22 protein-coding genes are annotated in these 21,298 nt (G+C 66.6%); 10 read left to right on the top strand and 12 right to left on the bottom strand.

What is annotated here, in order from left to right; translation table 11 throughout:
• Positions 1 to 97: 97 nt before the first annotated feature.
• Together AC1DZA_RS15695 and AC1DZA_RS15690 are read right to left on the bottom strand one after the other, a co-directional pair.
• Entirely contained in the window at positions 98 to 1,495 is a 1,398-nt protein-coding gene (locus AC1DZA_RS15695) for an NERD domain-containing protein (RefSeq protein WP_476773444.1), read from the bottom strand.
• 81 nt (positions 1,496 to 1,576) lie between these two features.
• Positions 1,577 to 2,911: a low temperature requirement protein A gene (locus tag AC1DZA_RS15690; protein ID WP_476773443.1), complete on the bottom strand. Its 1,335-nt coding sequence runs from the start codon at positions 2,909 to 2,911 to the stop codon at positions 1,577 to 1,579.
• A 114-nt stretch (positions 2,912 to 3,025) separates the two neighbouring features.
• Here AC1DZA_RS15690 and AC1DZA_RS15685 point away from each other — a divergent pair, with 114 nt between their 5' ends.
• Positions 3,026 to 3,376, top strand: a complete 351-nt coding sequence (locus AC1DZA_RS15685; RefSeq protein ID WP_159601346.1) for a metallopeptidase family protein — start codon at positions 3,026 to 3,028, stop codon at positions 3,374 to 3,376.
• Positions 3,377 to 3,456: 80 nt separating this feature from the next.
• Here the strand turns inward: AC1DZA_RS15685 and AC1DZA_RS15680 are convergent, their stop codons facing one another.
• Complete coding sequence (locus AC1DZA_RS15680; RefSeq protein ID WP_476773442.1) at positions 3,457 to 3,942, bottom strand: peptidoglycan-binding domain-containing protein; 486 nt, start codon at positions 3,940 to 3,942, stop codon at positions 3,457 to 3,459.
• Between the two features lie 143 nt (positions 3,943 to 4,085).
• The gene (locus AC1DZA_RS15675) at positions 4,086 to 5,312 is read right to left on the bottom strand and encodes a serine hydrolase domain-containing protein (RefSeq protein ID WP_476773441.1); all 1,227 of its coding nucleotides are present in this window, start codon (positions 5,310 to 5,312) and stop codon (positions 4,086 to 4,088) included.
• A 224-nt stretch (positions 5,313 to 5,536) separates the two neighbouring features.
• On the opposite strand from AC1DZA_RS15675, the gene AC1DZA_RS15670 reads away from it, so the two are divergent.
• Positions 5,537 to 5,899 (top strand): hypothetical protein, encoded by a 363-nt coding sequence (locus AC1DZA_RS15670; protein WP_476760828.1) that lies wholly within the window; start codon positions 5,537 to 5,539, stop codon positions 5,897 to 5,899.
• Positions 5,900 to 5,909: 10 nt separating this feature from the next.
• On the opposite strand, the gene AC1DZA_RS15665 is transcribed toward AC1DZA_RS15670, so the two are convergent.
• A complete protein-coding gene (locus AC1DZA_RS15665; protein ID WP_476773440.1) occupies positions 5,910 to 7,640 on the bottom strand; it encodes an HNH endonuclease signature motif containing protein in 1,731 nt (576 codons plus the stop codon).
• 43 nt (positions 7,641 to 7,683) lie between these two features.
• On the opposite strand from AC1DZA_RS15665, the gene AC1DZA_RS15660 reads away from it, so the two are divergent.
• Positions 7,684 to 8,898, top strand: a complete 1,215-nt coding sequence (locus tag AC1DZA_RS15660; RefSeq protein ID WP_476773439.1) for an NAD(P)/FAD-dependent oxidoreductase — start codon at positions 7,684 to 7,686, stop codon at positions 8,896 to 8,898.
• Positions 8,899 to 8,973: 75 nt separating this feature from the next.
• Positions 8,974 to 9,714: an ABC transporter permease gene (locus tag AC1DZA_RS15655; RefSeq protein ID WP_476773438.1), complete on the top strand. Its 741-nt coding sequence runs from the start codon at positions 8,974 to 8,976 to the stop codon at positions 9,712 to 9,714.
• A gap of 82 nt (positions 9,715 to 9,796) precedes the next feature.
• Here AC1DZA_RS15655 and AC1DZA_RS15650 read toward each other — a convergent pair whose 3' ends face one another.
• Together AC1DZA_RS15650 and AC1DZA_RS15645 are read right to left on the bottom strand one after the other, a co-directional pair.
• Positions 9,797 to 10,696 carry an NAD(P)H-binding protein gene (locus tag AC1DZA_RS15650; RefSeq protein WP_476773437.1) on the bottom strand — a complete coding sequence of 300 codons (900 nt, stop codon included), beginning with the start codon at positions 10,694 to 10,696 and terminating at the stop codon, positions 9,797 to 9,799.
• Between the two features lie 40 nt (positions 10,697 to 10,736).
• Positions 10,737 to 11,612 carry a sigma-70 family RNA polymerase sigma factor gene (locus AC1DZA_RS15645; RefSeq protein WP_476773436.1) on the bottom strand — a complete coding sequence of 292 codons (876 nt, stop codon included), beginning with the start codon at positions 11,610 to 11,612 and terminating at the stop codon, positions 10,737 to 10,739.
• A gap of 224 nt (positions 11,613 to 11,836) precedes the next feature.
• Here AC1DZA_RS15645 and AC1DZA_RS15640 point away from each other — a divergent pair, with 224 nt between their 5' ends.
• The gene (locus AC1DZA_RS15640; protein ID WP_476773435.1) at positions 11,837 to 12,142 is read left to right on the top strand and encodes a nitroreductase family deazaflavin-dependent oxidoreductase; all 306 of its coding nucleotides are present in this window, start codon (positions 11,837 to 11,839) and stop codon (positions 12,140 to 12,142) included.
• 24 nt (positions 12,143 to 12,166) lie between these two features.
• On the opposite strand, the gene AC1DZA_RS15635 is transcribed toward AC1DZA_RS15640, so the two are convergent.
• From AC1DZA_RS15635 to AC1DZA_RS15615, 5 genes are all read right to left on the bottom strand, one after another.
• Positions 12,167 to 13,963 carry an ABC1 kinase family protein gene (locus AC1DZA_RS15635; protein WP_476773434.1) on the bottom strand — a complete coding sequence of 599 codons (1,797 nt, stop codon included), beginning with the start codon at positions 13,961 to 13,963 and terminating at the stop codon, positions 12,167 to 12,169.
• 5 nt (positions 13,964 to 13,968) lie between these two features.
• Positions 13,969 to 14,538 (bottom strand): PadR family transcriptional regulator, encoded by a 570-nt coding sequence (locus AC1DZA_RS15630; RefSeq protein WP_476773433.1) that lies wholly within the window; start codon positions 14,536 to 14,538, stop codon positions 13,969 to 13,971.
• A 233-nt stretch (positions 14,539 to 14,771) separates the two neighbouring features.
• The gene (locus AC1DZA_RS15625; RefSeq protein WP_476773432.1) at positions 14,772 to 15,008 is read right to left on the bottom strand and encodes a hypothetical protein; all 237 of its coding nucleotides are present in this window, start codon (positions 15,006 to 15,008) and stop codon (positions 14,772 to 14,774) included.
• Between the two features lie 514 nt (positions 15,009 to 15,522).
• Positions 15,523 to 16,473: an HAD family hydrolase gene (locus AC1DZA_RS15620; protein ID WP_476773431.1), complete on the bottom strand. Its 951-nt coding sequence runs from the start codon at positions 16,471 to 16,473 to the stop codon at positions 15,523 to 15,525.
• Positions 16,473 to 16,889, bottom strand: coding sequence for a hypothetical protein (locus AC1DZA_RS15615; protein ID WP_476773430.1), 417 nt, complete (start codon positions 16,887 to 16,889; stop codon positions 16,473 to 16,475). The genes AC1DZA_RS15620 and AC1DZA_RS15615 overlap by 1 nt, the downstream gene beginning before the upstream one ends.
• A 298-nt stretch (positions 16,890 to 17,187) precedes the next feature.
• Here AC1DZA_RS15615 and AC1DZA_RS15610 point away from each other — a divergent pair, with 298 nt between their 5' ends.
• Genes AC1DZA_RS15610 through tmk form a run of 5 tightly spaced genes read left to right on the top strand, consistent with a single transcriptional unit; the run spans position 17,188 to position 21,229 of the window.
• The gene (locus AC1DZA_RS15610) at positions 17,188 to 18,129 is read left to right on the top strand and encodes a thymidylate synthase (RefSeq protein ID WP_476773429.1); all 942 of its coding nucleotides are present in this window, start codon (positions 17,188 to 17,190) and stop codon (positions 18,127 to 18,129) included.
• Positions 18,102 to 18,935 (top strand): metallophosphoesterase family protein, encoded by an 834-nt coding sequence (locus tag AC1DZA_RS15605; protein WP_476773428.1) that lies wholly within the window; start codon positions 18,102 to 18,104, stop codon positions 18,933 to 18,935. Before AC1DZA_RS15610 ends, AC1DZA_RS15605 begins: the two co-directional genes overlap by 28 nt.
• Positions 18,935 to 19,825: a hypothetical protein gene (locus AC1DZA_RS15600; protein ID WP_476773427.1), complete on the top strand. Its 891-nt coding sequence runs from the start codon at positions 18,935 to 18,937 to the stop codon at positions 19,823 to 19,825. The genes AC1DZA_RS15605 and AC1DZA_RS15600 overlap by 1 nt, the downstream gene beginning before the upstream one ends.
• 16 nt (positions 19,826 to 19,841) lie before the next feature.
• Entirely contained in the window at positions 19,842 to 20,555 is a 714-nt protein-coding gene (locus AC1DZA_RS15595; RefSeq protein WP_476773426.1) for a MazG nucleotide pyrophosphohydrolase domain-containing protein, read from the top strand.
• Positions 20,552 to 21,229, top strand: coding sequence for a dTMP kinase (gene tmk / locus AC1DZA_RS15590; RefSeq protein ID WP_476773425.1), 678 nt, complete (start codon positions 20,552 to 20,554; stop codon positions 21,227 to 21,229). Before AC1DZA_RS15595 ends, tmk begins: the two co-directional genes overlap by 4 nt.
• The last annotated feature ends 69 nt before the right edge of the window (positions 21,230 to 21,298 follow it).

The raw sequence follows: 21,298 nt of genomic DNA, 5'->3' as shown, positions 1-21,298 counted from the left end.
ACCCGGGTCGGCCCGCGCAGCGAGCGACGGCGGGTCGCCGAGAAGGCAGCGGATGTGGCCCGAGTGGGCAGGTGCCCTCGCCGCCGCATCCGTCGCTTCACTGCTCGGTCGCGACGACCCCGAGTTCAGGCGTGACGGTGACCGAGGCTCCGGAACCCGGAGCGACGAGGGTCAGCGAGTACGACAGCCCGTCGGCGCTCACGGCGTACGTGCCCGTGGTGCCGTCGGGGAGATCGGCGATCAACACGCCCGTATCGGTCGTCAGCAGCGCGGCGCCCGGGCTGATCTGCAGGGTCGCCGGCGGCGGTCCTCCCGCGGTCATCTGGTCGAGCGCGGATGCCACGGCTTCCGCCGACGACGTGAGGGTCGCCAGTTCAGCTCGCTCAGTGATCCTCGCCTGGCTGGACGCGACGAAGTGCTGCAGGACGAGCGGCAGCACCGTCGTGAGCCCCCACCACACGCCGAGTCCGATGGCGGCCACGCCGAGCAGCCTGAGCAATGTCGCGCGGAAGCCCCGAGTTCGGGGTCGGGCTGGCCGCGTGGTGGACGTCGGTGCAGGTGCGGCGAACGCGCCTTCGGGTCCGAACGCGGCGCGGCGAGCGATCGGCGTCCGCGTCCTGCCGCCCTCAGCCCGGATCCGAGCGTCGATGCGCGAGAACTCCTCGAGCAGCGCCGCGGGGTCTGCTGCATGCCGTGGTGGGAGCGCGCTCCAGGTCTCGGCGCGCACGGCTGCCGCGACGATGCTCGCCAGTTGTTCGTCGCTGTAGGCGCGGCGCACCTGAACCGTCTGCAGCAGGGCGCTCGCCGGAATGACGCCGATCTGCGCCGTGTCGCTGTGCGGCCGTTCCCTCACGGTGACACTGGCGCCGACGATCACGATGATGCCGACCACCTCCACCGTGAGCCCGCTCGCCTTCGACAGCAGCCGCTCCGCGCGGGCCGCCTCGTGCTCCGCGTTCGAGAGGTAGTGCTGCGGATGATTGTTGACACGGAGCCCGCGGCCGGCGACCCAGACTCGCGCCCCAGGATGGTGCTTCGTGTTGATGGTGAATACGCCGGGAGGTCCGATCAGCACGTGATCGATGTCGCTGCCGTCGGAGCCGACCGGGACGGAGTGCAGCACCGTCCACTCCGTCCCCAGCCGTGCGAGCAGGTCGGCCACGTATCGTTCACCGATCGCGCCGGAGTGCCAGGAGTGCTGTTCGGCGCGAAATCCGGTGCGCTCGAGCTCGATCAGCTTCTCGATGACCGACTGAGCGGGGATGCGGTTCCGGAGGTCGTTCGTCAGCGGAGTCGAAGCTGAGCGAGCGGACCCCTCGGGCGCGTACTGGGCGGCATCCGCCGGGTTTCGCGCGTGCCGGTGCGCTGTCCACACGCTGCCTGTCCAGAACCGCCACTGCCCCGGATCGGCTGCGTCGGGATACCAGCCGCGCGGTGGCGTCGGCGGACTCGCAGCAGGGGCATCGTCGGCGATGCCGGCGAACCCGGATGGCATGCGCTCACGCTAGTGAACGCGGATGCTTCCCCGATGCCCCCAATGCGTGGGCCGCGGCCGCCCAGCGAGGCATCCGTCGCTTCAGTCCTCGTCTTCGCTGCTCTGGCGCGGCAGGTTCCGCTCGACCGCGCGGAGCGTGTGCGTGTAGCCGACCATCTCGTGCCCGACCACCTCGACCACGCACGAGAGCGACACGAGCGCGATCACCGTGACCAGCGCGGCGACGTCGGCGTCGTCCTCCAAGTCGATGGGTGCGCCCGATTCGGATGCCACGACCGCGACGACGATCGCGGCCACGAGGGGAACCAGCGTGCAGAGGAACAGCGGGATGTGCGTGAGGTCGTAGGAGCGGAGCAGCACGCTCCAGATCAGGAACACGAGCACCACGACGCATCCGACCGGCACCGCCAGTGCGAGCGTGATCTCGAGGAGCGTGAGTTCCTGGTGCTCGACGCCGTCTGCGGCCACACGGAGGCCGGCGCCGACCGCGGCGATCGCGCCGAAGAGCGGCAGGTGGGCATAGCGCCATGCGAAGGTGCGCTCGGGCCACCGCGTCAGGATGGTGCGTGTGGGAATGAGGTAGTACGCCCACCAGAGGCCCGCCGCGATGACCAGCCCCGACGCGGCGATGACGACGGCGCCGGCCGACCACCCCTGTTCGCTCACGAGCACGCCGACGGCCGCGACCGTGGCGGCGACGACCTCGCCCACGGTAATGAGCGTGAGCAGCCCGAACCGCTCGGCGATGTGTCCGGCGTTCCACGGCGCGCGCCCGTACCGGCGTTCGATGACGACGGGCGCGATCATCTCGGCCGCCGCGACGGCGACCAGGAAGGTGACGGTGGCACCGAAGGAGAGCCCGGGCAGCGTCGTGAGGGCCCAGCCGACCTGGGCGATCGCGATCACCACGGCGTAGGCGAGGGAGGTGCGCCGATGGGCCGGATCCTCGCGTGCGGCACGGAGCCACAGCACGATGAGCGGCACGCGCATGATGATGTAGCCCACGACGAGCATCCCGTTGTTGGGGCTCTCGCCGTGCGCGGCATTCTCGAAGCTCACCGGCAGGCCGAACGTGAGGACGACCACGCCGACCATCTGCACGACGGTCGCGACGCGGAACACCGCATCGTCGTTGCCGTACGCCGAGGCGAACCAGGTGAAGTTCAGCCACGCCCACGTGATGGCGAAGATCGCGAAGGCGTAGGCCCCGAGCCCGGGGCCGACTTCGCCGTCGATGATGGCGTGCGCGAGCTCGTCGGCGGCCGCCGCGAACGCGATGACGTAGACGAGGTCGTAGAGCAGTTCCAGCGGCGTGACCACGCGGTCGCGTTCGTTCGGGTCCCGGCCCGTCATCGGCCGCAGCCGGTGCCGGAGGTCTTCGCGCAACTGCGCCGCCAACGCGGTCGTCGTCGTCATGGGGACCATCATCGTCCGCGGGTCGCCGGCTGTCAGCAGGTCGGGTGGCGGCCTGGTGCGACCGGGTTGCGCCGCGCAGGCCGCGCGCGCCGGCGAAGCGCGCAGAATGGGGAGATGGTCGAGATCTCGGACGACGACTTCGAGCGCATGGTCGCCGAAGAGCTCGACGCGCTGCCCGACGAGTGGATCCGCGGCATCGAGAACGTCGCCGTCGTCGTCGAGAACCAGCCGCTCCGCGAGCGGCCGCGACTGTTCGGCCAGTACCGCGGGCATCCGCTGACCACGCGTGGCGTCTACGGCTTCGGCGAGCTGCCCGACCGCATCACGCTCTACAAGAACAACCTGCAGGAGCACAGCGTTGACCTCGAGTCGCTGCGTCGGCGGGTGCGCATCACGCTCGTGCACGAGATCGGCCACTACTTCGGGCTCGATGACGCGCGGCTGCACGAGCTCGGGTGGGCGTAGATCTCCGGTGGGCGTAAGCACGGCGACGGGCACGGATGCCGCGTGCGTGCGGCATCCGTGCCCGTGAAGATCGCCTGCTGCTAGTACCTGGAGATGACCTCGATGCCCGCGACGCCCACGGGGCGGTCGACGTAGCATCCGGCGTCGTAGGCGGCCTGCCAGGCGGACTTCTGCAGCGCCGACGAGTTGTATTCGGCGAACGAGCGGGTGCCCGCGTAGCGGCAAAGCTGGTTCCACGAGTTGCGGCCGACGATGCCGTCGGAGACCAGGCCCGTGTAGCTCTGGAAGCGGCGCACGTTCGTGTTGGTGTTGGCGCCGAAGCTGTTGTCGACGACGAGCTGGTAGCCGCCGTAGCTGCCGCCGCGCACGGAGGCGATGCCGTTCAGCATCCGCTGGATGTAGCCGACGCACGTCGAGTAGCCGCCCGACGAGTACTGGTAGGCCGTGCAGCCCTGGCCGGTCGCCCCGGTGGTGGCGCTCGCCGCGGTGGCCGGGGCGATGGCGCAGATCCCGGCGATCGCGAGCGCCACGGCGCCCCCGGCGATGGTCTTCCTGAACGTCTTCATGGCAGTTCTCCGATTTCGTGGTGGTGGGTACCAGTACCGCGGTACGCCCCAGGGTGATCGCCGCATCCGCGTGCGCCGCGAGCCTATCCACGCGCCGGATGCTGCCGGAATGGGGAGGACTGCCCTGCGAGCCCCGTGACCCGTCATCCCCAAGGAGCGGCGCACGGCTCGGTCGGCGAGCCCTTGAGCACGGGACCGAGCAGCGGCGCCAGCGCCTTCGAGACCTCGAGCACCGCCTCGCCCGTTCCGCCGTCGCCGTTGCCGAGCATCGCGAAGACCGCGCCGGTCTGCGGGTAGTACGCCACGCTGGTGCCGTACCCGGGTTCGGCTCCCGCGTGCGAGACGCTCGTGACGCACCCGCTGTCGACGTCGTACTCGACGCCCGCACCGAGGCCGTAGCCCGCACCGGTGTTTCCGGGGACCGGCGCGAGATCCGCATACCGCGCGGCCTGCAGCTCGGGAGTGACGCCGGCACCCTCGCCGAGGGCCTCGCCCCACGCGTGGAGGTCGTCGAGGGTCGAGACCATGGCGCCGCCCGCCCAGCTCTCTCCGTTCGACCAGTCGACGGTGTCGACGGGCTCGCCGAGTTCGGGGCAGAAGAGCGAGTACCCGTGGGCCAGGGGAGCGGCGACCTGCCCGTCGGGAGCGAACCGGCTGCGGTCCATGCCGAACGGCTCGGTGATGCGGTCGCGGATGAGGGTCGCGAGGTCGGTGCCGGTGACCTGCTCGAGGATGCCGCCGAGGAGGAAGTAGTTCGTGTTGGCGTACTCGAATCCCTCGCCCGGCGCGAAGTCGGCGCGAGGCGTCGCCGCGCCGACCGCGATGAGTTCGTCGGACGTCGGAATGGCCTGCGGGGCGCTGCAGATGCGGTCGACCTGCGCCCGGCCGGACTCGCCGATGCCGCTCGACTGGTTCAGCAGCATCCGCACGGTGATGTTCGACGCCTCGGGGAAGTCGGGATACCACCGGTCGAGCGTGTCGTCGAGACTCACGTCGAATTCGGGCTCGCCGATCACCTGCAGCATGACCGTGCCCACGATGGTCTTGGTGATGCTGCCGATCTTCTGCTGGTTGTCGCGGCCCATCGGCTCGCCCGTCTCGACGTCGGCCGTGCCTCGCGCCGAGATCCATTCGTCCTCGCCGGGGATCCACATCCCGACGATCACGCCGGGTATTCCGGATGCCGCGAACCCGTCGTCGAGGGCCGTCTCGAGTTGGGCGCGAAGCGCGGGGTCGAGCGCGGTGCCGGATGCCGTGGGCTCGGCCGATTCGCTGACGCTCACGGGTGCGGCGACGCATCCGCTCAGCATCGCGATGACGGTCGCTGCGACCGCAGCCGCCGCGACGTTCGCCCACTCCATGTTCCGCATGACCAGCCCCTCGGCGTCGCGCGGGACGCAGTCGGATCGCGCTCGGCATAGACAACGAGGTCGTGACCATGCCGTGGCCCCTCGCTGAGGCTAGGGATCCGGATCGCGGGGCGGGAGCAGGTGCCCCCATCCGCGACCCTATGCCCCATCACCCGGTTGATCGGGATCTGGGCCGCCCCAGTGCGGGGGCCGAAGGAGTCGCCTCGGCAGGCCACAATGACCGTATGCACGAAGAGGTGCTCGTGAGCAAGATCGCCAACGCGCTGGTCGAAGACGTGAACGTCCACGTGACCGTGCCGGTGGTCTCGCTGTTCCGCTCCGCCTGGGGCGGTTTGTGGGTCGGCGGCCGGGTCACGCTCACCACGCGCACCGTCAGCTTCTCAGCGAACGGGATGAACCGTCTGATGCACTCGGGGACCCTCGACGTCAGCGTGCCGCTCGCGAAGGTCACCGATGTGAAGGTCCTCCGGGGACTCTTCACCAATATCGTGGCGATCACCACCCTCGAGACGGTGTTGAAGGTTCGCTGCTACGGCGCCGCGAGATTTGCGGAGGCAATACTGGCTGCGCGCAACCGGCTCGCCTGATCGGCGCTGGTCACGCCGCCCTCTCCTCGCGCAGCTCGAAGCGCGCCCGGCCGCCGAGTCGGGGAACCTGCGCCGGGTCAACGTGCGGTGGCGGGATGAACCACACCTCGTTCGGGCTCGGAAGGATCTGCCACCCCTCGCGGTGGATCATGTGGTGGCAGAAGCTGCAGAGCATCACCCCGTTCGAGAGGTCAGTCGGGCCCGCATGCCGTTCCCACCAGGCGATGTGGTGGGCTTCGACGTAGGCGATGTTCTGACCGCACGAGGCGCAGCCGCCGTCGCGCTCGCCGAGTGCGAGTCGTTGCGCCTTGCTGAACAGCCGGGCGGCCCGTCCGAGGTCGAGTGGGATGCTGTCGCCGCCGAGGACGGCGGGGACGAGTTCGGCGTCAGCCGCCATGCGACGGGCCGTCGCGGCGCAGACGGGCTGATCGAGGCCGTCGATCTGCGCGTGACCGAGTCCGCTGACCAGCGTGTCGAGGTCGACGCGAACGACCACCGTCGTCTTCGCGAGCGGCGTGAGCGTCTGCGCGCAGCCGAGCGTGTGCCGGGCGAGCGCCGCGAGCGCATCCGCCTGGATCTGCGGAATCGAACGTCGGTCATCCACGACAGCGGCGCCTTCGCCTACGCCATCGCCGTCGCCGGCCTGGCGTCGGCGCAGCACGTCGCTCACGAGCACCTCGATCGCCGTCTTCACCGGTGCGGCGCTCTCGGGGTCGAGGCGGGCGTGCAGGTGCACCATGCCGTGGCCGTCTTCGCGCATCGTCAGCGAACGCTCCGTGCGGAGCTCGTCTTCTCGCGGCTCGACGCCGTCGGGGTCGAGCCGTGCCTCTGCTTCGCGAACGCCGCGAAGGAGCGTCTCGAGCGGCACCTGCACAGCCAGTGCGACGAGCGCCGCCTCGACGCGGTCGGCCCGACCCGCCTCCGCCCGTGCCGACGCGCGGTCGAGCATCGAGGTGATCGCGGATGCCGCCTCGATGCCGATCTTCGCGGCCGCCAGGGCAGCGGCCACGTGCGGATGCCGCGACGGGAGGCGCTCACCGCTGAAGGTCTGCCGTTGTGCGGTGACGCTGCCGACGGTGATGAGTCGTTGCGCATCGGCCCGCGACGCGCCGGTGGATGCGGCGATCAGTCGCGCCGGGTTGTGGAACCCCTGGGCCTTCGCCAACCCGATGTCGCCGAACTCAGGCCCCGATCGCTTCGTCACCTCGGCGGCGACCCTGGCCAGCACGGCGTCGATGTCGCGCCGGACCAGCGCGAGCGCATCGGTGACCCGCATGAGCCCGGAGTCGCTCATCTGCTCCAGCTCGAACTGCACGTCGCCAGGAACAGCGCCCCACGTCGGCATGGAGCCTGCCCACACCTCCAGCAGCGCCGCGACATCGCGCCCGAGCGCCGCGAGCGCGCCCGGCGACGCCAGCGGCTGCGGCGCCGGCAGCCGCACCGCTGCCTGCGCTGACAGCGCCGGTGCCGGGTGCGGCGGCGGGAACTCTTCCATGCTTCGATCATGCACCCAGCCACCGACATCCGATGACGCCTGAAACCACGCCTGACCAGCGATTAACTCTGTGCACAACTCCGCCCACCAGCCCGTTGTGGAGGACGAGTCGCAGCCCCGATCACCCGCGGGCACGCGCCTGCAGCGCCGCCGATGGGCAGCCGACGACAAGCCAGGTAGACCCAGACCCAGCGAGCACTCGACGCCCGTCGAGTCAAGCGGTCGCTTCGCCGCGGGGCGGCGCATAGGTTCGGATCCGGCTGCGCATCGACGTTCCAAGGAGGCAGTCATGACTCACCACCGCATCGTGATCATCGGCGGAGGCAACGCGGGACTCTCGGTGGCCGGGCGACTGCATCGGCACGGCGTCGATGACGTGGTGGTGATCGAACCACGTGACCAGCATCGCTTCCAGCCGTTGTTCTCGCACGCGGCCGGTGGCGTCGCTCGCGCCAGCATGACGGTGCGGTCGCAGGCTTCCGTCATGCCCAAGGGCGTCGGGTGGATCCAGGAGGCCGTCGTGGATCTCGACCCCGACGACGACGCCGTCGTGCTCGCGTCGGGTCGTCGCGTCACGTACGACCACCTGATCGTGTGCCCCGGAATGCAGCTGGACTGGGACCGTGTGCCCGGCCTCACCGCCGCCCTGAGCACGCCGGAGGTGGCATCCCACTACGAGTTCGGGCTGGTGCCCAAGGCGTCTCGGCTCCTCCGCGACCTGCGCCGCGGAACCGCCGTCTTCACGCAGCCGCCGGGGCCGGCGAAGTGCGCCGGTGCGTCGCAGAAGCCGATGTACCTGGCGTGCGACTACTGGCGCGCGAAGGGGGTGCTCAGCGACATCCGTGTCGTGATGATCGTGCCCGACCCGACCGTGTTCGGGATCCCGGAGATCGACCGGGAGCTCGAGCGGAAGATCGCCGAGTACGGCATCGAGCTTCGAACCGGAACCGAGCTGCGCTCGGTCGACGGAGCGAACCGCACCGCCGAGATCGGCCCGGTCGCTGTCGGCCCCGTCGGCGGCGGTGGAGCGAGCGAGCGCCTGCAGTACGACGTGCTGAATGCCGTGCCGCCCCAGTCGGCTCCCGACTGGCTGAAGTCGACAAGCCTCCCGGCCGCCGGCGATACGGGCGGGTTCGTCGAAGTCGACCCCGAGACGCTCCGCCACGTGCGCTATGACAACGTCTGGGCGCTCGGCGACGCCGCGGCGACTCGCAATTCCAAGTCGGGTGGCGCGCTGCGCAAGCAGACCAAGGTCGTCGCCGAGAACGTGCTGGCCGTGCTCGACGGAAAGGAACCCACGACCCGCTATGACGGCTACACCGTCTGCCCGATCACGGTCTCCCGCTCCACGGTGGTCTTCGCCGAGTTCGACGACCAGTACCGGCTGAAGCCCACGATCCCGTTCTGGAAGTCGCTGTCTCGCGAGCGCCGCCTCTCGTGGCTCTTCGACCGGCACATCCTGCCCTGGGTGTACTGGCACATGATCCTCAAGGGGCGCGCCTGAGCACACGTGTGCGTCTGCACAGACCCGCGGATGCCCCAGCGACCCTGACCCCGATCTGGCCGTAGAGTCTGCCGCATGGACTGGAGCGTTGCCCTCACGACGTTGATCGGCGTCAGCGCGCTGGTCGCGATCACCGCGATCGCGCTGCGGCTCTATGGCGTGCGGCAGTGGTACGCCGGAGCCCTCGCCATCCTTCGGGCCGCCGTGCAGCTCGCCGCCTTGAGCCTCGTGCTCTCGATCGTCATCGAGGATCTGCTCTGGGTCTGGCTGGCGCTGGGAGTGATGCTGCTGGCCGCGATCCTCACGGCCGGCCGACGCCTGCACGCGGACTGGCGGATGCTGCTGACGATCGCGGGGGTCATGGCGGGTTCCGCCACCGTGACGCTCGCGGTGATCTTCGTGTCGGGGGCGGTTCAGCTGACGCCGCAGTACGTCCTCGCCATCGGCGGAATCGTCGTGGGCAACACGATGACGATCACCACGCTGACCGGGCGTCACCACCACTCGTCCGTCGTTGCACGTCGCGACGAAGTCGAAGGTTGGCTCGCGCTCGGAGCAACCCCGCGGCAATCCACCCTCGACGTGGCCCGCATCGCCGTGCGTGAAGCGCTCATCCCGTCAGTCGACCAGACGCGAACGACCGGTCTCGTGGTGCTGCCGGGCGCCTTCGTCGGTGCGGTGTTCGCCGGCGCATCACCGATCGAGGCCGGTCGATTCCAACTGATCGTGCTTGCGGGAATCCTCTGCGCCGGTGCCCTGGTCGCCGTGGGCCTCAGTGAGTCGATGAGCCGGTCGACGACGGTGCCGACGCAATAGACGCAATAGACCCAATAGACGCAATAGACGCAATAGACGCAATAGACGCAACAGGGACCGGCCGCACATCGCGGCCTCCCCGTCAGCCGCTGACCCGCAGGTCCTTCCACCCGAAGCCACCGGGCTCTGGCAGTGACTCGCGAATCTGCTCGGCCGTGAACCTGCGCCGCGGGCGAAGGTCGTCGGGCACGGATGCCGCGGGCGGCGCGGCATCCGTCACGCCCTCGGCCAGCATGCGCACCTGCGCCTTCGCGACGAGCGGCACCTTCATGGTCCACTCGGTCACCTGGGCGAGCGCGTACTGCGCCCACACCGGCCACGGCACCACGATGACCCGACGGTCGACGACGGATGCCACGCGCCGCACCGCCTTCGACAGCAGCAGCTGCTCGGCACCGACGACCGCGACGGTGGCGTGCGGCATCCGCCCGTCGATCGCGGCGACGAGGATGTCGGTCAGGTCGTCGATCGGGATGGGCCGGATGGGCTTCTCGCGGAAGCCGACGGTCGCGAACACCGGCAGGGTCTGCACGGTGTGGCTCAGGTGGTCGATGAGGTGGTCGCCGCGGCCGTAGATCATGCCGGCCTTGAGGATCGTGTAGTCGAGGCCCGAGGCGCGGATGAGCTCCTCGGCCTCCCACTTCGACTCGTGGTACGGCGATCCGCAGTCGGGCCGCGCCCGCAGGAAGCTCAGCATGATGACCTTGCGCACCCCGGCCCGCTTGGCCGCCTCGATCACATTCGCGGTGCCCTCGATGTGCACCCGCTGGTAGGTCTGGTCGCCGATCTCGCGGTTGATACCCGCGCAGTGCGCGACGACCTCGCACCCCTCGAACGCTCGCGTCAGCGCGTCGACGTCGCCGGTGTCGACGCCGGTGCGTCGAGAGATGATGACGGATGCCGCGGGCCCGAGCCGCTCGGCCAGGTGGCGTCCGACGAAGCCGGTGCCGCCGGTGATCGCGGTGCGAGGGTGCTGGGTCACGGGCCGAGTCTAGGGCGCGGTCGCAGACGGCCCGAAGCACTCACCGCACGTGTGTGAGCTTCTTCGGATTCCCGATGCCGTGGATGGCCGAGATCCGGTCGTCGGCGAACTCGAGCGCGAGCACGGCGATGACGCGACCCCGCCGGCGAACGACGATCCCGGGCTCGGCGTTCACCTCCGCGGCCTCGAAGTCGAGACCAAGCCCGCCGACCGCGGCGAAGAACTGCCGGGCGACCGTCGCGGCGCCGACGACGACCTCGGTCGGGGCGTCGGGGAAGATGCCGCCGGAGTCGAAGTGACCCGAGGCATCCTCCGCAAGCACTGCGACCAGCCCGGCGAGGTCACCGTCGGACGCCGCGGCCGCGAATCGCTCCGACAGTCGGCGGGCGGCGGCGGGATCGACGGAGAACCGGGCCACGCCCTGCGCAGCGATCCGCTTCCGCGCGCGTGACGCTGACTGACGCGCGCTCGCCGGGCTCACGCCGAGGACGTCGGCGATGCGGTCGAAGTCGAGGTCGAAGACGTCGTGGAGGAGGAACGCCGTGCGCTCCGCGGGCGTGCATTGCTCGAGCACGACGAGCAGCGCCATCCGCACCGAGTCGTCGAGTGTGACGCGGTCCTCGGGAAGCGTCCGCTCGTCGGTGACGATCGGTTCGGGCAGCCAGGGCCCGACATAGGCGCGACGGGAGTGCTCGTGGGCGCGAAGCCGGTCGATCGCGAGCCGGGACGCGACCGTGATCAGCCACGCGCGCGGTTCGTCGAGCGGCTCCGCGTCGGGCTCGTCGCTGCGGGCGAGCAGCCGGAGGTACGTCTCCTGGGTGACATCCTCGGCCTCGGCGACAGATCCGAGCGCTCGGTAGGCGACGTCGCGGACGACGTGGCGGTGCGCGGTCCACAGGTCGGCGAAATCGGTCATGACAAGAAGACGATCCACCCGCGTCGAATGTGACGCAAGCACGGATTGCCAAGCGCGGATGTCGCGGTCGGATGTCACATCCGCCCCTTCTCATCCGTTCTCCCTGTATGAACGAGACCTCCGAACAGTCCCGACCACCCCAGGAGCGCGTCGGCGGTGGGCCGCCGCGCCGTCTCGTGAAGGCGACAGCGCCGATCGCGCGGACCCTGGCAGGTCGCCGCTGGGTGCCGATCTGGGCGCTCATTCGCCATCGCGGACGACGCAGCGGCACCGCCTACGAGACCCCGATCGCGGTGGCGCCGACGGCGGATGCGTCCATCGTGATGATCGGCCTGCCGTGGGGCGCGAAGACCAACTGGGCGCGCAACGTCGTGGCGGCGGGCGGGGCGTCGCTTCGGTGGAAGGGGCGTGACGTCGAGCTCCGACATCCACGAATCGTCGACGGCGCGGCGGCGGAGCGGCTCGCGAAGGCGCCGTTCCGGCCGGTGCTCAAGCGATTCCCTGCGGCCATCGTGCTCGATCGCCGGTGAACGCGGAGCTGCGGTGCGTGCCGCTCAGCCGCGGCCGCGCCGCCCGAACACCCCGCCGAACACGGCGTGCACCAGCGGGATCACCGACACCACCATCAGCGCCACGCCCCATACCGGCTCGTCGAGGCGCAGCAGGATGCCGCCGATGAAGAGGCCGACGAACACGACCGCCGAGACGATCCGGCCCGCCGTGCGCTCGAGCTTCGCCAGGCGCCGCTCGATGCGGGGCGAGTTCGCGACGAGGCGTCCCTCCTCGATGCGGTCCGCGAGGGCATCGAAGCGCTGCGGCATCCGCGCCACCCTGGTGGCGAAGGTGAGGGCCTCCTTGCCGAGCGCCTGCACGATGTTGCCGCGCTCGTCGCGCAGGAGCTTGCCGGCGTAGGGCTCGACGGCGTCCCACATGTTGAAGTCGGGGTCGAGCGAGCTGCACAGACCCGACGTCAGCGACATCGCGCGGATGATGAGCAGGAAGTTCTCGGGCAACTGGAACGGCAGCGCCCGCATCACCTCGCCGAACTCGATCGCGAAGCTGCGCAGCTCGCGCTCGTCGATCTGCCGAACCTCGGCGAGGCCCATGCCCCCGAAGCGCGCGAACAGCTCGGACATCGCCCGCTCGAGTTCCTCGGTGTCGGCCGAGGGCAGCAGGATGCCGACGCCACGGATGCTGTCGACCAGGCGCTTGCCGTCACGCGCGGCGACCGCGAGCAACAGCTGCTGCAGTCCACGGCGCAGCCCGTCGGGCACCTCGCCCATCATGCCGAAGTCGATGAACGTGAGCCGCCAGTCGGGGGAGGAGGGGGAGTCAGCGGATGACCCGGGCGCAACGGATGACGCCCGCGGCGCGGCATCCGGCGCCCACGCGGCATCCGCCAACCGCTCGACCGGCGTGACGAAGATGTTGCCGGGGTGCGGGTCGGCGTGGAAGAAGCCGTCGCGGAAGAGCTGGTCGAACATGACGGCCGCGAACTGCTTCGCTACCGCCTTCGGGTCGATGCCCGCCGCCAGCAGGGCCTCGCGGTCGTTGATCTTGATCGCCGTCACGTCGGCGAGCGTCAGCACGCGGCGCGTCGTGCGCTCCCAGACGACCTCGGGCGCGGCGACGCGTGGGTCGCCGGCGAAGCTCGCGGCGAACCGCTCGGCGTTGCCTGCCTCCTGCAGGTAGTCGATCTCCTGCAGGCTCGTGACGGCGAACTCCTCGACGAGCGAGGGCAGGTCGACGTGGCTCGCGACGAATCGCACGCGGCTGAGCCATCCGGCGACGCGGCGCAGCGCTGACAGGTCGACGTCGACGATCGTCTCGATGCCCGGTCGCTGCACCTTGACGACGGCCTCGTCGTATCCCATGTCGGCGGCGTCGATCGGCGAGAGCGTGGCGCGGTGCGCTTGCCCGAGGGATGCCGCGGCCAGCGGTTCGGGGTCGAACGACGTGTACGCCTGCTCGAGTGGCACGCCCAGCTCGGCGCTTGCGAGGCGCCGAATCGCGTCGAACGGCACCGGCGGCACCTCGTCTTGGAGGCCGGCGAGCTCCTTGGTGATCTCGGGCGGCAGGATGTCGAGCCGCGATGAGAGGTATTGGCCGACCTTGATCATGAGGCCGCCGAGGTCGACCGCGAGCACGTGGAAGCGCTGGGCGATGCGGGTCAGCCGCGCCTCCCGCCCGCGCGCGGCGACCCTCGCCAGGCCGAAGCGCGGCAGCACGAGCTCGTACCACCACGTCTGCACGATGTACCGTGCGGCGAACCGCAGGATCCGCCGGTAGCGGGCACGCGTGTTGCCGACGTCGGGCGTCGGGTCCCCAGGACCCCGACGTGCCGAGGGCACCGAGGTCAGTCCTGAGCGAGGATCGAGTAGAGACGACGACGCGCCTCGTCGAGCGCCTCGACCGCCTGCTTGACCTGCTCGGGAGTGCCCGTGCGCTGCACCTGCGCCGCCGCCTGTGCGAGCTCGATGCCGGCCTTCGGGAGCGCCCCCATGCCGCCGGATTCGCGCGAGCTCGAGGTCTTCCACGGCGCGTCACGATCAGCGGATGCCTCGACCTCGACCCGTCCCGCCTCGGTGAGCGAGTACGTCTTGCGGCCGTTCGACTCCTCGGCGCTGATGAGCCCCTCGTCGGCGAGCAGCTGCAGCGTCGGATACACCGAGCCCGCGCTCGGCTTCCACGCGCCGCCGCTGCGCTCGGCGATCTCACTGATGATCTGGTAGCCGTGCATCGGCTTCTCGGCGAGGAGCGAGAGCACCGCCGCGCGGACGTCGCCGCGGCCCATGCGCGGTGCGACCTTCTGCTCGAACATGCCGCGGAGTTGCTCCATGGCCTCCCACAGATTCGGTCCGGAGCGGCCCTGCCCCCACCCGCCGGAGCCGCCGGTGAAGTTGTCGCCCATGTACGAAGCGCTCATGATGTCCTCCCTGAACCGGGCGGTCGCCCGGTCTCGACGATATATCAACGATATATCGTTCGGATGCTCCGGGGTAGAAGTGAATCGCGACGACTGGTCGATTGGGGTATGTCAGCTGACCCGGTTCAGGCGGATGGGTCTGCCGCCTTCACTCGACTGAGCACGGCAGGTCGACACTTTCCATCGACCCGCCGCGCTCGCATTCGCGGGAGATACCCTCGGACTGGCTCGTTCTATAGCTCAGACCGCCGCGCCCATGCCGGGTACGAGCCATTTAGGTCCGCTGCGATGCGTTCAAGCTGTTCCGCGTCAGCGTGGGCCGCAACCTCGCGGAGTGCATCTTCGGTTTCGACACGAGGAGCGGTCCAGAAGTAGTTGTCTTCGCCACCCTCGCGATCGAGTGGCATGCCGGCGTCATCGGGGTTGATGAAGGTTTCGTCGAACAGAGCACGGATCTCGTCGTCAGTCATTGGTCCTCCTTAGGTGTACTGCGGACTGGTCCGCCAGAACTGTTTCTACGGGGCTGGAGGGCTTTTTCCAAGGCTGGATCGCGGGAATCGCAAGCGCCGGGCGAAAACGTACGGCTGCTCGGCGGCGAATTGCCGTTTAGAGCGCGCTCATGGGCGGCGCGGCGGTTGCCGCGGGCGGCGCGGAATCGGTCACGCCCAGAATGATCCTCCCGTGTACTCCAATTCAGCAGGCCGCCGGCTGGGCAGTCAATCGATGGGCGTCAAGTGTCACACCGATCAGACCTGCGCATTCATATAAGTTCGCCTCGTCGACGCGGTTCGCTCACCTGCCGGGTACGTACTGCGTAAGACGGGCCACGGCACCATGAACCACATGACGGCCGGAGACGTCGAACATGGCATCGCTGGTCGAGAAGGGTGACACACTCTAGCGCTCGGCTAGACCCGCGCCCGGGGCGTTCCTCCGGCCGCCACGGCGGGCCCGAGACAGCTCGACTCCGGGGACAACAACGTTCTACTTGACGACATGCCCGCCCGGAGCAGCGATGCTGCCGAGCCGCCTATCTCGAGCTTCGCAGATGCGATCCGCGATTGCTCGTAGTGAGGCGGATAGCCACATGTCTGCAGCTTCACCCTCTGAATAATCTGCTTTCGCAATGCTATTCACGCGCCCGTCGTCCTCCAGACGCCGAACGTTGTCGTAGTTGTCGCCGTCCGTCCACACTCCGAGAGTGCGCCCACCACCCCCTCCGACGACAGAAAAGACCGGTACGTCACTCGGCCCGTCGGCGATGTAAATCATGTTCGGGATCGGGACTCGACGGTCGTCAGGGTCGATGCGCGCGTTGACGTCGAGCTTGGGCTCAACATTGACTCCCTTATTTATCTCGAATATCGCTCGCGTCTTCGTCGTGTTGTCAAGGACGTAACCCATTTGAACCAGTTTGTCCGAATATTCCACGGCCCCCAGTTCATTCATGTAGCCGGGTCCTGGAGGGTCGGGAAGCAATTCGCAAGCCCATATTTCTTCTACGTGCCGGGCGATCGGACTTCCTTTGATCATCTGTCGGAGCCCAGTTGACACGATGTAGTGCTCTACCTTGAGCTCGTGATGCGCGTATCGTTCCTCATCGACCACTAATCGCCGCATTCGATCCATTAGGTCTGGCATGCCTGGCGCCAACGGTATCCGCGCGCCAAGCTCCCGCAACTTGGCGTTCGTCAGGCCGTCAAGCTTCCCCTCACCGATATATGCAAGAAGATGCCCGAGGTATGCGGTGTCCTTCGAAACGAGCAACTCTCGCTGTTCGTAGTGCTTTACCAGTCCATTGACCTCACGCCAGAACGCAACCGCATCTATCCCGTACTCATCGAATATGGGTTGCTGCATGTATCCGGGGGTTAACGTCTTATCGAAGTCCCAAATGAAGGCGATTACGTTCTGCGTATTGAGCGCCGGGGGCACTAGAGGGTCTCCATCATGCTAAATCGCAGGGAACGGTCATCAGCGGCCCACCACCCCTGTAATTCGGCGGCGCAACCGTACAGATTAGCGTGCACAGCGCCCATCGCTGCTAGCGGAGCGAGGATGGTGACTGACCAGCCAGTATCGATGATCGCTTCAATTCCGACGCGAAGCGCGTGCCAGTCGGGCGAGCTATCTATGACGCATTCAATCGCTTGCGACGTGGGTACAACCACTGTGCAAAGGCCTTCACCCAGCCGATCAGGGATACCGATTGCCCGTGCGATTTCATCCCAGGGGGCGACGTGCGCTTCGTCACCGTGTAGTAGCCATCGCTCGCACGAACTCGCAGCGACTACCGACCAATCTGAATCTGGTTCAACAATTTTCGAAGCCCCCAGTTCAACCATGGTCATGCCTCGAAGCTTAGGGGAGGCGTTCGCAACTCGGACATCATTCGCTCGTCGATTTCGGTCATGTCGTGACGGTATCTACGACCCCTGACGCCGCCCGCGCCGTGCTCGCAGCGCGGGTGAGTCCGGGTATCTCGAAAATGCGCCGTCTTTCCAATCAGCCTGTTACTTCTTACCGCGGTTGGCACGTCTTGTACGCAGCGAGAGCGCGCACAATACGATCGACCCAAGGTCTGGGGAGGGCACAGGGATGCTGACGGTTCGGGCAGAAACAGCCGATGGAATATGGGAGCAGGCCTGGATGGCCACGAACGCGGATGGGGTGCGTCGGACGCATTCCAGCGGTGACTCGGTGGAACTCCTCCACGCTGTTCTTGAGCTTGAAGACCCGCGACAGCGATGGGTGACTATTCGGACGCCGGCGATGAATGCCGCGTTCGCGATCGCGGAGGTTGTTTGGATCATGCGCGGACGCAATGACTCAGGCTTCTTGACGGCGTGGAACAAGTCGCTGCCGAAGTTCGCCGGTTCTGGTTCGACATTCGATGGTGCGTACGGCGAGCGGCTAAGGTCGCGGTTCGGCATTGATCAGTTGTTGCGGGCAGCCGCAGCCCTGCGAGAACGGCCGGAGCAACGCCAGATCGTGCTTCAGATCTGGGACCCGCGATCGGACCTTCCGCTCGAAACAGGTGCGGCCCAATCCCCCGATGTGCCGTGCAACGTCGTCTCCATGCTGAAGATCGTCGATGGCAGGCTCGATTGGCTACAAGTGATGAGAAGCAACGACTTGGTCCGAGGTCTTCCTTACAACTTGGTCCAATGGACGACGATTCACGAGGTCCTCTCCGGTTGGGTGGGGGCGGCCCTCGGTACGTACGTGCACATCAGTGACAGCCTTCATGTCTATGAGAATGATCGCGGCAGGTTCGACATGGACCGCGTGTCCACATCCGCCCGCAGCTCAGGCGATCTTCGGTTGCCCATCGAACAGAGCGAGCAGGTGTTCCGGGCTCTGGAGGTTGCCATTTCCGGAATGGCCGCGTCCACCGACGCCGGCCAAATCGACGAACTCGCGAGCGTGGTGAGCATGCCCGTCTACAGGGATTGGCTTCGCGTGATGTCTGCCGAGCGGTTACATCAGATTGGCCGCTTCGACTTGAGTACTTCGGTGGCAGGTTCGGTGGAGGACCCGGTCTTACAGACTGTCCTGCAGCGATGGCTTTCCAGAGGGAAGTTGTCGTGACGAGCCTTCGAATCATCCACTTTAGCGATCTCCATTTCGCCGCAGTTCCACGTCCCGTGCTGACGCCAACTCGCGCCCTAAAGCGCGCCACGGAAGCGATATTGCGCGACTTCCCGGAAGAGGAACTCGTCCTCGTTATTTCTGGTGACGTGACAACCCAAGGATCGGCCGAAGGCTATGTGGAAGCGTTGGCGGCCCTGAACGAGATGAAGAAGCAACTTCGCATAGCCAAGATCGTTGTGTGCCCGGGAAACCACGACATAGCGCAGGTCGCGCCAAAAGAGTTCCGGGAGTTCAACCGGTTTGCTTTTGACCTTACGAACGATCCAAAGCAGACCTGGAATGACGAGCAACCCGTCGCAGTCTCCACGCTCGGAACCTACGCTTTCGTGCTCACGAACACTTCCTTTCACGGTGACCATTCGTTCGGACGAGTCCCACTGGGCTCTTTGAAGAGGGCCATGGCCCAAGTATCAGACCGACATCTCATCGTGGTCGTTCATCACAGTCCCATCTCGAGCCAGTACGGCGGAGGGGGCATGGCGGACGCCTACGAGCTGCTAGCCGCGGTGTCGAACGAGGGGGCGACGGCGCTCCTGCACGGACATGTTCACAGTGACCAGGGACTGCGCATCGGAAACCACGGCACCCTTCTGTCCGGTGCAGGGTCGTTGGGTTTTCAGCCGGACGGGAACATGAACAACCAGTTCGCTATCCACGAGTTCACAGACGGCACTTTCGCTCGATCGATTACCTATCGTTACTACCGCAATTGGGACAGGTTCGAAGGAAGCGAGAACGGGTGATGGTGGAGTTGATTCGCACAGATTCTCCAGGCGAGGCCGCGGAACAGGCCAAGATCGCGTGCGCTGACGCGCCAGTGATGAATCTGGTCTTGTCGTTTCCAATGAGTCTTCCTGCATCATCGAAGGGATTTCTCGCGGCCTTCCGGGAAGAGGCCCTACTGTGGCAGAGCAGCGTTCGCCCCAATGTGCTTCAGATGTCTCACGGAGAGTACATGCATGCACATGGAGACCCGATCGAGTATTTGACGAGCGAGCTCAAGGCAAAGGGCACTTCGAATAGGGCCTGCATCAGTCTCGTGGACAGCAAACCGATCATGGAAAGTGGCGATGGCCGGCTACCGAGCTTCATGCTGTTACAGGTCGGATTCTATGGACCCAAGCGAGACGTGCTCTTCCTAAGCGCCTACTATCGAGCGCTCGAGGTCTCGGCCTTTCTTCCCATCAACATCACAGAGATGGCTCTGATTGCTGAATCCATCGCACAGAAGATTCCGTCGGTCACGGATGTGGACATCACGATGCACGCCTTTCGTGCACACCTGGTGGAGGGTTTCAGGGCTCATCGACGGAGCAAGATCGATACGGTCTCGCGAACGCGGATCCACGAAATGGTCCAGGGGCGAGATGCCCACGGAATCGCCAAGCTGCTTATCGAGAAGTCGGCACCCGAATCTATTATTGAGGTAGCGGGTCTCGTTGCCCTTCGAATCGAGGTAGAGTCGGCCGGCTGGTCGTCCGACGTACAGGATGAACTCGACAGGGCGATCAGTGCCATGACGCGACTGAAGACCGTTCGTGAATCTGGCACGCACGAAGTTTCGATCGATGAGCTTCAGGCTGAGCTGACGGCGCGACTAGCAACGGCTGCCGAATTGATCTTGAACCAATGAGAACGGAGTCCTCAACGTGGAACTGAAGGATCTTGTGCAGTTGCAAAGAAACTTCGACGAACGGCGCAGCACTACCTTCGCTTGGTCCGGTTCGATTACTGAAGATGACGCACGTCCTCTCCTTCACAACGTGCTGTCGCTCTCCGGCGAGGCGGGGGAGATCGCCAATCTCGTCAAGAAGTATGATCGCGGCGACTTCGATTTCGAGCAGCTCATGAAGGAGTTACCAGGCGAGTTGGCGGATGTCGCTATCTACCTAATGAAGATCGCATACCAATCGGACATTGATCTTGAACAAGCGATCCTCAACAAGATGGCGAGAAACGAGCAGCGTTTTCCCAGCCGCCCTGATGACGGCGAGACGGAGGCTCAGGGTTCATTGACGACCTGGCAGCAATCCATTCTTGACGCCTCAGCGCGGTGTGCGCGTAATTTGCCGCCTCAGGTGACTGGCGAAGTGTTGAGCTTGTTTAGGGCAGTGGGAGTTGAGGCGCCCACCAATGCTGAAGACGTTGTTGCAGCCGCACTCATCGCGATTGAGTTCTCAACGGCCGGCGACCTCGAGGGCAGGAGTCACGACCGGGAGCGTGCATGGCTGGCCCTCGAGCCGATCGCCACGCGCGTGGGCGTCGATCGGCGAGAGGTCGCCGCTTTGACTACCAAGGAAGCCGCACTTCGCCATCTTCTGGATTCAGCCCTCGATCCGAGGGTGGGTGCCCGGGAGGGATGACTGGACGAGAACGGGGCCGGTTTATCGTCTTCGAAGGGATCGACGCATCAGGCAAATCCACTCAAGCCAACCGCTTGGCGCAGTACCTAGAGGCTGAGGGAGTTGCGGTTCACCTTACAGCCGAGCCAACGAACGGTCCCATCGGCTCGCTCATCCGTCAAGCATTCTCGGGCAGGGTCACGATGGACGACCGCGTAATCGCCGCCCTCTTCGTGGCAGATCGCATCGATCATTTGACGAATGAAAGGGATGGGATACTCCGGTTCCTCGAGGAGGGCGTCACCGTAATCAGTGATCGCTACTACATGTCATCTCTCGCCTACCATTCCGGCGATGTCGATATGGAATGGGTGGTCCAGGCCAACACGATAAGTACAAGCCTGTTACGTCCGGATTTGACTATCTACTTGGACCTGGCGCCGGCCGTCGCGGCAAAGCGACTCAAGGATCGCAGAGGCCCGACGGATCGGTTTGAGGTGGATGATCGCTTGTATGTCGCGCATCGCGACTACTCGCGAGCCCTCGCCTCCGTTGAGAGCGGCGAAACCATCGCGAGCGTAAACGCCGACAATGACCCCGCCCTTGTATTTCGCGACGTGAAGGCAGCCACCATGTCGTTCTTCAGTTCAGCGCCAGTTGTGCGCCATGCGCACGCGATGGGTCGGATGGAGTAGTCATCAGCCTGCTTCGGCCGACGACGGACATCCCTAGCGGGAATACCCGCGGCCCCTCCACGTTTAACT

The organism is Agromyces sp. P2_B3 (assembly GCF_056404815.1).
Note: the sequence above shows the minus strand (reverse complement) of the source record. Positions and strands in the feature narration are given on the sequence as shown.

Excerpts from the sequence above, each read along its gene's own strand:
- AC1DZA_RS15655 (WP_476773438.1), top strand. The coding sequence starts at position 8,974 with ATGGACTGGAGCGTTGCCCTCACGACGTTGATCGGCGTCAGCGCGCTG.
- AC1DZA_RS15660 (WP_476773439.1), top strand. The coding sequence starts at position 7,684 with ATGACTCACCACCGCATCGTGATCATCGGCGGAGGCAACGCGGGACTC.
- AC1DZA_RS15670 (WP_476760828.1), top strand. The coding sequence starts at position 5,537 with ATGCACGAAGAGGTGCTCGTGAGCAAGATCGCCAACGCGCTGGTCGAA.
- AC1DZA_RS15690 (WP_476773443.1), bottom strand. The coding sequence starts at position 2,911 with ATGACGACGACGACCGCGTTGGCGGCGCAGTTGCGCGAAGACCTCCGG.
- AC1DZA_RS15610 (WP_476773429.1), top strand. The coding sequence starts at position 17,188 with ATGGCCACGAACGCGGATGGGGTGCGTCGGACGCATTCCAGCGGTGAC.
- AC1DZA_RS15645 (WP_476773436.1), bottom strand. The coding sequence starts at position 11,612 with ATGACCGATTTCGCCGACCTGTGGACCGCGCACCGCCACGTCGTCCGC.
- AC1DZA_RS15680 (WP_476773442.1), bottom strand. The coding sequence starts at position 3,942 with ATGAAGACGTTCAGGAAGACCATCGCCGGGGGCGCCGTGGCGCTCGCG.
- AC1DZA_RS15625 (WP_476773432.1), bottom strand. The coding sequence starts at position 15,008 with ATGACTGACGACGAGATCCGTGCTCTGTTCGACGAAACCTTCATCAAC.
- AC1DZA_RS15630 (WP_476773433.1), bottom strand. The coding sequence starts at position 14,538 with ATGAGCGCTTCGTACATGGGCGACAACTTCACCGGCGGCTCCGGCGGG.
- AC1DZA_RS15600 (WP_476773427.1), top strand. The coding sequence starts at position 18,935 with ATGGTGGAGTTGATTCGCACAGATTCTCCAGGCGAGGCCGCGGAACAG.
- AC1DZA_RS15685 (WP_159601346.1), top strand. The coding sequence starts at position 3,026 with ATGGTCGAGATCTCGGACGACGACTTCGAGCGCATGGTCGCCGAAGAG.
- AC1DZA_RS15605 (WP_476773428.1), top strand. The coding sequence starts at position 18,102 with ATGGCTTTCCAGAGGGAAGTTGTCGTGACGAGCCTTCGAATCATCCAC.
- AC1DZA_RS15665 (WP_476773440.1), bottom strand. The coding sequence starts at position 7,640 with ATGCGCCGCCCCGCGGCGAAGCGACCGCTTGACTCGACGGGCGTCGAG.
- tmk (WP_476773425.1), top strand. The coding sequence starts at position 20,552 with ATGACTGGACGAGAACGGGGCCGGTTTATCGTCTTCGAAGGGATCGAC.
- AC1DZA_RS15615 (WP_476773430.1), bottom strand. The coding sequence starts at position 16,889 with ATGACCATGGTTGAACTGGGGGCTTCGAAAATTGTTGAACCAGATTCA.
- AC1DZA_RS15695 (WP_476773444.1), bottom strand. The coding sequence starts at position 1,495 with ATGCCATCCGGGTTCGCCGGCATCGCCGACGATGCCCCTGCTGCGAGT.
- AC1DZA_RS15675 (WP_476773441.1), bottom strand. The coding sequence starts at position 5,312 with ATGCGGAACATGGAGTGGGCGAACGTCGCGGCGGCTGCGGTCGCAGCG.